An 11441-nucleotide genomic window follows, 5' to 3' on the forward strand; every position below is an offset into this window, starting at 1 on the left:
AGTGCCGGTGATACGGAGGCGGCGAGCTAGTATTGGCTCGCCTTTTTTTATGTGTAATTTAACGCTTCGTAAGAATAACGAGCAATACCCAATATTCTGTCATTATTTAAAATGGTCTATGTAATGGCGGTGCGCAAACGGGTTTATCCCCTGTGGTTAGCTATTCAGCCAAATGCTATTCTGCCGCGAATTGAGCGATAAAAGTAGCGAGAGTAAATGGCAATCAAGCAGAATATTATTTATATCTCTCACGGGGCTGGGCCAATGCCGCTATTGGGCGACCCTGGGCACCGTGACATGGTGGCTACCTTGCAGGCGTTTGCCAAGCGGATTGGTAAACCAAGTGCAGTGCTGGTGATTAGCGCTCATTGGGAGGCGCGCGTACCGAGTATTACTGCTGGCAACACGCCGCAACTTATTTATGATTACGGTGGCTTTCCCGCTGAGGCCTACCAGATTCAATACCCCTGTTCGGGAGAACCTGAGCTTGCCGAGCAGGTTTACCAATCCTTCGCGAATGCGGGTATTGATGCTGCGCTCGATTCGTCGCGAGGCTTTGATCACGGAATGTTTGTACCCTTAAAAATTATGTATCCAGACGCGGATATTCCCTGTGTGCAAATCTCCTTAACGCAATCATTAAATGCTGCAGAGCATCTCGCAATGGGGCGGGCCTTGCGTGCACTGCAATGGGATAATTTATTAGTGATCGGGTCGGGTGCGTCGTTTCACAATATACCGGCGTTTTTTTCTGCAGAGCAAAATGAGCTTGATCAGAAAAATGCGGCCTTTGAACAATGGTTAGCCGAAACCCTCGCCAGTGGCGATATAAGCGAAACGGATCGACGGGAGCGTTTAGTGCAATGGGAGGCTGCGCCTTTTGCTCGCTTTTGCCATCCTAGAGAAGAGCATCTACTGCCGCTCCACGTATGTTATGGCATGGCTGGGGATGTTTGTGATGAAACTATTCCAACAACCATTATGGGCAAGCAGGCGTTAATGTTCCATTGGATAGTGCCCGGAGAATAAATTTTCACCGGCTTAGAAAAGCAGCGTTAATCCGCCCGTCAACAATGCAAAAAAAATCGACAAGCCAATTAAAGTTCGCCAGGGAAAGGGCGGTGCAGGGGGCTCAGTGGCAAGTTGCTCTTCCAGATAGCTTTTCAGTAAATGTGTATTACGGGTGTTGGCCTTAAATATGGCATCGAAGGCATCACCTACTACCGGCAGCAGGCCCCCCACAAAGTCGATAATTATATTGCGCAACATTCGGAGTTTTACCTCCTTCGTTGCACCTACGCGTTGTGCTTCGACTAATACATAAGAAGACAAGATCAGACCGGCTATGTCGCCTACTACGGGTAACATACCGATCACAGATTCTGCGCCGAGCTGAAATTTTGTAAAGGGTATGCCAATACTGCTGTCGGTAAAGTGACTAAACTTTTCCAAGCGTTCAAGTACTTTTCGCTGTCGTGCTTCTTTGCTCTCCTTGATCGTGTTGTTCATCGCGAATCGGCTTCTCATCAATAGGGAGTTAACGGGGAACCCTAGGGATTAGGGCAATTATTCGTCCGCGCCAAAACGAGCTCGTAAGCGTAGGGTATTTCCCTTCGCTTACTCGCCGGGCTCAGGCACATCATGTTTACTGACGTTTTGCTCTTCAGCAATCTCTTTTGACCATTCATGGTCTGCGGCATCAGCCTGCAAGCCTTCTTGATTGTCACCGCGCTGCGGAACGAATAGTAGCTTAGTTAGCAGGGGAAAGTGATCAGAGCCTATTGAGGGCAAGCGTTTTATAGATATTAATACAAAATGCTGGCTATGAAATAAATGATCTAAGGGCCAGCGCAGCAAGGGGTAGTCAACATGGAAGGTATTGTACATTCCCCTGCCCACACGGGGGTCTAATAAACCACTGATTTTACGGAAAAGCCGCGTTGTGGCCGACCAGGCAACGTCGTTAAGATCTCCGGTCACAATGACAGGCTGATCGCTATCGCTGACACTTTTAGCGATCAAGACCAACTCGGCATCCCGCTCAGCCGACTCAGGGTTTTCAGTCGGGCTGGGCGGTGCCGGATGGATGAAATGTACGCGAACCTTGTCGCCTGTTCTCAATACCACAGAGGCGTGTATCGATGGCACGTCTTGCTCGACTAAATAAGAGATCTCTTGTGCTTCCAGAGGAAGTTTTGAATAGACATGCATGCCATACAAATTATCCAGGGGGCATTTTACGCAATAGGGCATATCTGGTTCTAGCGCACTAAGTTGATCTTCCCACCATTGGTCCGACTCCAGTGTGACGAGAATATCTGGCTGATGCAGCTTGACCAGTTTGATCAGCGCGTTGGCGTTACGGTTGGGCGTCAGCACATTAGAGGTGAGGATGCTGAGCTGTCTCTCCGGGCTGCCGTCTGTGGCTGTCTTTACTTCTTTAGGCCATAACGGCGTATAAGGCAATATCCACCATAACTGCCATATCAAGCATATTGCTGTCACGCTTATTAGCGCCCAAGTGACTGACGCGTGAAGATCCATAAAAATAAAATCGGCAAGCAATACAAGGGCTGCAATAACGGCAATTTGCAAACGGGGGAAGTCCATGCCTCTGACTATCCAGTGTGGATGTCGAGATATAGGCAGCAGGGTCGCTAAAACTATTAAAAGGCTAAAACAATTAAGCACTAGAAGCATAATTAAACCCAACGTTTACTCATTATTTTTAGAGCATGCTTAAAAAGCGGGCTCGGCGAGCCCTTGGTCTATAGCTCTTTGCTTCGATGTTAGACTGATTCTTTTACTTTTAGCAAATCCAAGCCGTCTGCCACGATAAAGCCGTGTTCGGCGTATCGAAACGCATCCTGGTATTCTGAGAAGTCACTGGCGCAAATGCCGACGAACTCAATTCGAAAAGCGATGCCTTTGAACGCTGGCTAAACCACACCATGAGCAGCTCAGATCTTACTGAGGGCGAGTGACGAATATTTACTCACCACGATTATGGGCAAAAAACTGGCGATGTTCTGCTGGCAAACCGCGCCTTAGCAATGCCCGCGCCTTTGCTAAGGCGTTGGCAGGCGCAGACTGCCGATAAGGGCGTCGACTTGCGCAGTGCTGTCTTGGTCGTTATTGGGCGCAAACGCCGCGGTAAGGGTATAGCCGCGACCATCGGCCAGCAGGTAATAAAGTAGTAGCGTATTTTCTTGGGCGCCGAATTGAACGCTAGCGCGTAAACGCTGTGCGGGGTAGCCCGCTAGGCTGCGGGTTTCGCGTTGATGAATCTCGCTGCGCCGCGCAAAACGCTGTAATTCGCTCAGGCGGAACTGGCTGTAGTCTTCTAGACTGTTGGTGGTAGCTTTCGCGTCATTCACATCGACACTCAGGTAGCGGAGCTTGCCTGCCAGTGCAGAGTCGGCGCGTGGTTCTATTACCAGTGCGCTGCCCAAGTAATCTTCGCGCCACTGCATATCGCTGGGCAGCTGCAAGCTAAAGTCGAAGCGGGCATTATGGTAGCGCTGGCTGTTATCGCTGCAGCCAAGCAATACCAGCAAGCCTACCGTAAATAAGAAAGCCTTCATGGTTGCTTCATCAACACCTGTTCAAACACCGGCAGCGGTCGTCCTTGGTCGTCGGCATTGTAAAAGCTGCCGTCTGGGTAGAGGGCGTAGGCCGCGCCTACCAAGCGGTCGTCGCGCAGCTCAATCCAAAAGAAGCCCCAGCTCATACCCAGCTGAAAATAGGCATCGTTACGGGTGGCATCAAATACCTCACGGCTTTTTGCCCCCGCGCCAGAGACAATCTGCTGGGTTTTGCCGCAGCCTGCTTGCGGTTTAAACCAGTACAGCTCGTGATCGTGGCCGGTTATAAACAGGTCGACCTCGTCGCACACCGTCGCCTCCAAAAAGGCCTTGTAGTCAGCGCCACGGCAGCTGCTGCTGAGCATAACGTCGCCCACGCCAAGACAGGGGTCGGGCGCGGTGCCCACATCATATTGGCCAGCATTGCCGTGTTGACCATTCGAAATATAGGGGTGGTGAGCAAGGGCAATTTTCCATTTGGCTTTGCTGGTGGCCAGCTGCTCCTGCATAAAATTCGCCTGACTGAGAATATAGGCGTCTAGGGCATCGCCACTCCACTGCGAACTGGTGTCGTCAAAGAAGTGACTGATTGGGCTAGAGTCTAGCGTGAACAATTGCGCAAATACGTCGTCGCCAACGCTGCCAGTGAAGGTCTGGGTGTAAAAACGCTCTGGCATTTTCCACGTGCCCGACGGCGACACGTCGGTGTATTGTACTTGCACATCGCCCTTGGCGTTTTGTGAGCCCTCGCCAATTAGCGTAACCGAGTTGTCGTGATTACCCAGCGCCACATAAAACGGAATGCCAATATCGCCGTAGGGTTGCTCAAAGGCATCGGCAAATAGCGGGTCGTCTGTGCCGTCAACACCGCTTTCGTACATATTGTCGCCAGCTAATACCGCAAAGTCGCAACCGCGCATTTCGCAAACCTGTTTTAGCATCTCGGCTACTTGGTATTGCAGGTGCGTGGCGTCGCCATCATTGCCGGTGCCGGTATCGCCAATGGCAATAAATCGTAGGGTTTGCTCAGCCTGAGGCGCGGCCGGTGTACTCGGTACGCCGGCATCTCGCGAGCTGGAACTGGAGCCACCACCACATGCGGCTAAGAGCATTGGCGCAATAAAGACGCATAATTTATTCATAGCGGTATTCCCTCGTACGGTGCTGGTGCGGGTGGATTCGCTTTGGCCGCACTGGCCCCAGCTGCACTCTGCAGACGATTTTCGCCACTGGCGGTAAAATGCGCCGCAGCCAAGCTTTCGCCGCGCGATGGCCCGTCAATGGCGTCGACAAACCAGTGTTCGCCCTGGCAGCGCTCAGGCGTTAGGTCTAATAATAAATAGCCGTGTTCGCGTAAATTAATGTATTTCATATGAGGATTCACAATCTTCAGTCCCTCCTCACCAAGCTCGCGCACCTCGTCTAGCCCCGGCGACGACACCGACGTTGCCACAAACTCCACCGCCATCGAACCACTACCATCAAGCGGGTTGTAGGCTATCGGGTTATTTGGGTCTTCATTAATGTCCATGCTCCACGCCGTGTGAATATCGCCGGTTAGCACCACCACATTGTCGACTGCTGCGCCGCCATTACCGCGAATCATCTTCCAAACCTCTTCCCTAGCGCGGGGGTAGCCATCCCATTGATCGGTATTTAAGAATATGCCGCCTTGGCCTCCGGGGTTCGTTATATTTAGCGCATTGGGTTCGCCAATGAGTTTTAACTGGCCAAACATCACTTGCTGGCCGAGGAATCGCCACTGGGCAGAACTGCTGCTCAGCGCAGTGCTTAAAAACTGAGTTTGCGCATCGCCAAGTAGTCCGCGATCTGGGCTGGCAATGTCGCCGGCGTCAATAAAGCCAAAGCCACCGAGGCCCGGTGTTTGCGCGGGAATACTACCGGCTTGCTGCTGGTCGCGGCCGACAAAGCGCGTGTCGAGCATAATGAGGTCTAACAAATCACCAAAGCGGAATTGCCGGTAAATGCGCGCGCGATTGCCCGGCTCCGGTAAGCGAATTGGCATCCACTCGCTATACGCTTGCAATGCGAAGGACGAGCGCTGGGCCCAGTCGCCTTCACCGTCGTTGTGGTTTTCAGCGCCATCTATCCAAGCGTCGTTGGTAAACTCGTGGTCATCCCATACACAAATAAACGGATGTTGTTGATGGCAGCGCTGCAAATCTAAATCCCGTTTGTATTGGGCGTGGCGACGACGGTAGTCAGACAAACTCACCATTTCGTGGCTGGGTTCATAAATGCGGCCGCCAGCCTGCACATCACTGCCATAGCCATCGTTGCCGTATTCGTAAATGTAATCGCCTAAGTGAATTACGCAATCGAGGTCGGGGCGCTCGGCAACGCGACGGTAAGCATTAAAGAAACCGTGGGGAATACTCGCGCAACTCAATACCGCCAAGCGCAGGTGATCGACCCCGCCCTGGGGTAAGGTGCGGCCCCGGCCGATTTGACTAACAAAATCCAAAGCCGAGAAGCGATAGTAATAGCTTGTTTCCGGCGAGAGGCCGGTCACGTCTATTTTCACGGTATGATCCCGGCTGCTGTCGGTGGTAAACACGCCCTGCGCCACTGTACTGCTAAACGAGGGTGACTCGGCCACCTCCCAGCTCACATCGCAGGGCAAGCGGTCTTCAACACTAAGCCGAGTCCAAATAATTAGGGCGTTTTGCAGTGGGTCACCGCTAGCCACACCGTGCTGAAAAGGCGACAAAGCTTGGGATATCGCCTTCTTGTCAGATGTCGATGCCGCAATACTCACCGTGGCGGTAGAGCCTGCTACAGCGCCAACTGCGGCGCCGCCAAGGCCTATTCTTCGTAAAAAACTGCGGCGCGATAATCCGCGACGGGATTTACGTTGACCCATAGTATTCTTCCCTACTTATCTTAAAGGACGGCTTATTTATTAGAATTGCACGTCGCTATGACACGAAAATGACAAATTGTAGACTGGGGTGAATGGCGCAGCAATGCAACGATTGTTTCTAAATTCACGGACATTGGCTGCAAAATTATGGGGCGCCGGGCTTGAGGTGCAGGGTGAGCCAGTAATAATTAGCTTACCGATAGCGGTGTGGCGCTTATCGTAACATCAGGCCCGAATATCGCTAATCCATCGGCCGCGAATAAGCCCTATAGGGTATAAATAGGGCAATACAGAATATTTCAACATCGCCGCTGGCCACCATAAGCAAGAAGATCGTCCATAGACGCGTGGCTTCGGTATTAAGTAGTCGGGAATTTTTAAGTACTCATATTGCTCAGGGTCTTTATCGGCTTTCATTGGCGGTGCTACGTCCCTATACCCAGTTAACCTCGCTTATACCCCCGTTTAGCCCCGGATTACAATAGTCCCCTTCTAAGACCACAATACCGTGATCAACAATCCAGCTACTAACACGGTATGTCGTCGTTGGGATACGCGAGCTAATAAGCTCGGGATCACGCTTTGGGGCAAGCTGATTGGTATTTGGCGTACGTGAAAGACCGGTGATTGCCGTCATCGTTCGGAATTAAGGTGCGGGATATCACGTCAGGAGTGATGGAAATTTGATTCATTTTGTGCGCCAGCATGTAACTATACGTAAAGTGCAATACACGGCGACAGCAATGATTGCTTGCTCGGGTCGTTACCGGTGACTCTTTGCAAAATAGGCCTAACTAATAGAGCGTAAATATGCCAAACCAAAATATTGTCATCATCGGTGCCTCTGGTGGTCTTGGCGCTGCCTTTGTTAACATATTTGCTGCTGATCCCAGCAATATAATCCATGCATTTTCTCGTTCAGAAATAAAAAACAAGTTGGCTAATGTGCATTACGGCAGAGTCGATTTTGCTGATGAAGAATCCATCAAAAAGGCTGCGGAGCAGAGCGCAAAAAACGGCCTATTGGATTGTGTTATTGTTGCCACCGGAATACTTCATGAAAGCGATTTAATGCCGGAAAAATCATTGCGCGATTTAAGTGCTGAAAATTTCCAGCGGAGTTTTCTCGCCAATACGATCGGTCCCGCGTTGGTTGCCAAGTATTTTTTGCCCAAGCTTCAGCTTAAACAGCGGGCAGTGTTTGCCGCGCTTTCGGCCCGCGTTGGCAGTATCGGAGATAATCGTCTGGGTGGCTGGTATTCTTATCGTGCCGCCAAAGCCGCGCTGAATATGCTAATAAAAACCGCCAGCATTGAAGTCGCTTGGCGTAAAAAACAAGCTATTGTAGTGGGGCTGCACCCCGGTACTGTAGATACCAATTTATCACAGCCCTTCCAGCAGCGCGTTACTAGTAATAAATTGTTTAATGCGGATTACTCAGCAAGGAAAATGATCGACGTTTTACAAGGGCTTACGGTAGCCGATAGCGGAAAGGTATTTGCCTGGGACGGTAGCGAAGTGCCCTGTTGATCGTCTGTTATTTCAACACTATATAAAATTGAGAAAACCTATGAAAACCTTTAGATGTAGCTGTGATAATAAGCAGCTGCTGTTTTTTGAAAGCAGTAGCTGTGTTTCATGTCAAAGAGTTGTTGGGCTAGATGATGCTTTTAATAAGGTAGAGCCGTATGACTTTGATGAAGAAAGTGGATGCTATTTCAAAGCCCGTAGACCAGCGGCTCGTTATCAAAAGTGTGATAATAATGCCGACTATAATGTATGCAATGGCATGGTTAACTTGGATGATCTTGTGCCGGAGGACGGCAATGATGAAGTGTTGTGTTTTGCTTGTCGTTTTAATGAAACGGTTCCTGACTTATCTATTGTTGAGCATATCCCGTTGTGGAAGAAGATGGAGGCAGCTAAACGTCGGGCATTGTATACCCTAAAGGCTTTATCCCTGCCGCTGCGTAATCTTAGGCAGGACCCAGAGAATGGCTTGAGTTTTGACTTTACTACCGATCGCGATGTGAATGACCATTTTGTTAGTAAGTTAGACTATTCTGAATCTGTTTTTACCGGCCATGACTGTGGCCATATTACTATTAATTTGGCGGAAGCCGACGATGTTGCTCGCTCGCAGACAAAGCATGCAATGAATGAGCGTTATCGAACTTTGCTTGGGCATTTCCGGCATGAGCTAGGTCACTACTACTTCGACCAATTGATTGTTGGCTCAGAGAGAAAGCATGCGCTAAGCAAAGAATACTTTGGTGATGATGAGCTTGATTATCAAGAATCCTTGAAAAAGTACTACGAAAATAAGCCTGCTGATAATTGGCGTGATGAATTTATTAGTGAATACGCCACCATGCACCCATATGAGGATTGGGCAGAGACCTGGGCACATTACATGCATATCATGGATACATTAGAAACCGCTAAAAACTTCTCAATTACTGGCTCAATTACCGGCGATGCGGCGGACGCTGAAGAAACTGATGAATTAAATTTACCTCAAGACTCAAAGTTCTTTTATTCTCAAACATCAATCACATCTGTACTAGACGCTTGGATGGAGTTCTCCGTGATTCTAAACTCTTTAAATAGAAGTATGGGCATGAACGACGCCTACCCCTTTGTGTTGTCTCAGCCGGTACGGGAAAAAATATCATTTATTCATCATGCTATTCACAACAAGTTCAGCTTAATAAAAAGTAGTGAATTAGGCAGGTAAAGTGTATTTGGGGTTTGTATTTTGGTGGGCCGGCGTCACTTTAATAGATGAATTAACCTATTGATATTGTTAGGCATATTTTTTTTGTGGATAGTTTATGCCCCCATAAGTGCCCCCAGCATGATTTGCAGCTTATGTTTCTAGTGCGGCACTTTTGGCCTCTGGTACGGTTGGGTGATATGGCATTTGAGCAGCTATAGCTATGTCTAAGTCTGTTCTAATGCGCTTGTATAATGCAAGTCCTTGGTTGTCGGTTGCGTCTGATTTAGTTATCCCCTCAAAAAAAGCTGGGGAGTAAAGGCCGCGGCGTCCTTCCCACAGCTCTTCAAGATAGACATACCACTCTGCATCTGAGCCAATTAGTGATTTATTTATTCTAGATGTTGAATTCAGTTGGCTGGAAATAGGGTGTTTTGGTATCCATTCAGATCTTAAGTCATCTAGTGAAATTAGTTCACCTATTTGCATGCGTTTCGCCATGGTAACTATGTTAGCGGAGAACATATTTGCTTCTTTAAGGTATAAGTCTGAGGCTGAACAGCAGGAATTTCCTTCAGAAAAAAGTAATAGGTCATTGTCAGCGAAACCGAAGGTTATTCCGTGGGAGTTTGCTCGGTGCTTCATAGCTAAAAGGTGATGCTGTCTGTACTTAGTGGGTAAGATGTACTCGCGTCCTTGATGCGAAGCTTGGCGATTTACATAATATGCGACTGGCTTTGGTGGCAGGAGGTCTCTGAGTACTTTCCGAAATTTAGAGTCCGCGTCTATCGGAACTTTAAGGTATTCTGCGGAAATATGATTTACACCAGCGTTTGATGCGCGATCGATCATCTCTGCAGCGAACTCTTCATGGCCAGGTATAATTGGTTGAAATCTGAAACAGACCGGAATCCCAGCTTTTCTTATGAATTCGGTAGCTCTAAGGATTTCGTCAAAAGTAGAGCTACCTAGATCAACAGCACTTCTTTTCGTCGGGTTTATTACGGTGGTGGAAAACCTGACGTAGCAGTTTGAATCTTTTAATGATGCGATGAACGCTGGGCTGGAAATGGCGCTGCTTTTAGTGCTCAGTATGTAAGGGTAATGGAACTCCTTCAGCGTATTCATTAAATCAGCAGTGATATTCTCGGAGAGTGGTGACTTAGAGAAGGGGTCGGACATACCACCAAACTGTATTGGGATTTTCCGCTCAATGAATTCGTCGATAGCGCCGAGAATTCTACCTTTTTTTATACGAATAAAGCGTTCTCTGAGAATTTTAGCTTTAGTTAACTGCAGCTTCGAGTTACGTCCGAAGCCTTGGCGAGTGCTGGCAAAGCAGTATGCGCATGCAAATTCACACTTATTTGATGCGTCAAGCCTTAAAGGAGATGAACAAAACGGGAGTTGGCTAGTGAGGGATAAGTAATATTTATAATCCTTCTTTGTGTAGCTCACGTTAATGCATACCTCGCGCCTTCTATAATATGTTGAGCAAGAACTAATAGGAAAGTAAGACCACTTAGGGTGAGTAGTATGCTAATGGCTAGGCGGAGGTAGAACCCACTGTCTGACTCTAAAGCGTAGACTTCCCAGAATATGCCTGCTTCAGCATCAGAATGTTTTTCCTTATCATTAACTAGTACAGGTGTTCTTAGGCAATATTGAGATGTTTTGCTTTCCATTACGATCATGGTTTGTAGCTTTTCAACTTCTGGTTTGTATAGATCAGCTGGCGGAACGATTTTGTCATTGCGTGTAATTAAACCTTTAATTAACAGTCGATCGATGAACTTCTGGCGCTGGGGGCTTTCAGCGCTCCTAAGGAATCGAGCTGCTTCTCTTGTGATCCATCGGCCGTCGTGCTCATATTTTTGATAGTCGCTGTAAGAGTGGTACTTCTTGATGAATTTGGGGCAGAACAGCAGGTAAAGAATTAGCGCAGCCATGAAGAATACGGACGAAAACCACAGCGCTTGCCATGAAAATGGAAGCTCAAGCGCGATTATAATAGGGGGGTGAGTTGCGTTTAATGTGATTGTTTTGGGGACATCTTTTAAGATTGCAGCTGCTGCAGGTACCAATGAAAACCAAACCACCAAGTACCTAAGAAACTGGATTTGGAAAAAATCTCTATACGCTTCCCATCTTAGGCGTTCACTAAAAAAAATTCGCAATTTCGGCATAGAACTCTCCATGGCTTCAATAATTTTGACAAGAGATCCCGTTTTAAGCGGATGATATTGCAATTTATTCT

10 protein-coding genes are annotated in these 11441 nt (G+C 48.4%); 3 read left to right on the forward strand and 7 right to left on the reverse strand.

Features of this window, described 5'->3' with window-relative positions; translation table 11 throughout:
• The first annotated feature begins 216 nt into the window (after positions 1–216).
• A complete protein-coding gene (locus tag AZF00_RS03220; protein WP_062383201.1) occupies positions 217–1029 on the forward strand; it encodes a DODA-type extradiol aromatic ring-opening family dioxygenase in 813 nt (270 codons plus the stop codon).
• A gap of 12 nt (positions 1030–1041) precedes the next feature.
• On the opposite strand, the gene AZF00_RS03225 is transcribed toward AZF00_RS03220, so the two are convergent.
• The 5 genes from AZF00_RS03225 to AZF00_RS03245 form a co-directional block, all read right to left on the reverse strand.
• Positions 1042–1509, reverse strand: coding sequence for a DUF4112 domain-containing protein (locus AZF00_RS03225; RefSeq protein WP_008250410.1), 468 nt, complete (start codon positions 1507–1509; stop codon positions 1042–1044).
• A gap of 108 nt (positions 1510–1617) precedes the next feature.
• Positions 1618–2610: an endonuclease/exonuclease/phosphatase family protein gene (locus AZF00_RS03230; protein WP_008250413.1), complete on the reverse strand. Its 993-nt coding sequence runs from the start codon at positions 2608–2610 to the stop codon at positions 1618–1620.
• Positions 2611–3068: 458 nt separating this feature from the next.
• The gene (locus tag AZF00_RS03235) at positions 3069–3584 is read right to left on the reverse strand and encodes a hypothetical protein (RefSeq protein WP_008250415.1); all 516 of its coding nucleotides are present in this window, start codon (positions 3582–3584) and stop codon (positions 3069–3071) included.
• A complete protein-coding gene (locus AZF00_RS03240) occupies positions 3581–4726 on the reverse strand; it encodes a metallophosphoesterase (RefSeq protein WP_008250417.1) in 1146 nt (381 codons plus the stop codon). Before AZF00_RS03240 ends, AZF00_RS03235 begins: the two co-directional genes overlap by 4 nt.
• Positions 4723–6468, reverse strand: coding sequence for an alkaline phosphatase D family protein (locus AZF00_RS03245; RefSeq protein ID WP_008250420.1), 1746 nt, complete (start codon positions 6466–6468; stop codon positions 4723–4725). The genes AZF00_RS03240 and AZF00_RS03245 overlap by 4 nt, the downstream gene beginning before the upstream one ends.
• Before the next feature lie 810 nt (positions 6469–7278).
• Between AZF00_RS03245 and AZF00_RS03255 the strand changes: the two genes are divergently transcribed.
• Together AZF00_RS03255 and AZF00_RS03260 are read left to right on the forward strand one after the other, a co-directional pair.
• Positions 7279–7998, forward strand: a complete 720-nt coding sequence (locus tag AZF00_RS03255; protein ID WP_008250422.1) for an SDR family NAD(P)-dependent oxidoreductase — start codon at positions 7279–7281, stop codon at positions 7996–7998.
• 40 nt (positions 7999–8038) lie between these two features.
• The gene (locus AZF00_RS03260) at positions 8039–9205 is read left to right on the forward strand and encodes a zinc-binding metallopeptidase family protein (protein WP_008250423.1); all 1167 of its coding nucleotides are present in this window, start codon (positions 8039–8041) and stop codon (positions 9203–9205) included.
• A gap of 132 nt (positions 9206–9337) precedes the next feature.
• Here the strand turns inward: AZF00_RS03260 and AZF00_RS03265 are convergent, their stop codons facing one another.
• Positions 9338–10642 (reverse strand): radical SAM protein, encoded by a 1305-nt coding sequence (locus tag AZF00_RS03265; RefSeq protein ID WP_008250424.1) that lies wholly within the window; start codon positions 10640–10642, stop codon positions 9338–9340.
• On the reverse strand, positions 10639–11433 hold the full coding sequence (locus AZF00_RS03270; RefSeq protein WP_143829433.1) for a hypothetical protein: 795 nt from the start codon (positions 11431–11433) through the stop codon (positions 10639–10641). The genes AZF00_RS03265 and AZF00_RS03270 overlap by 4 nt, the downstream gene beginning before the upstream one ends.
• Between the last annotated feature and the right edge of the window lie 8 nt (positions 11434–11441).

Origin of the sequence: Zhongshania aliphaticivorans (genome assembly GCF_001586255.1) — a bacterium.
GTDB classification, from domain to species: Bacteria; Pseudomonadota; Gammaproteobacteria; order Pseudomonadales; family Spongiibacteraceae; genus Spongiibacter; species Spongiibacter aliphaticivorans.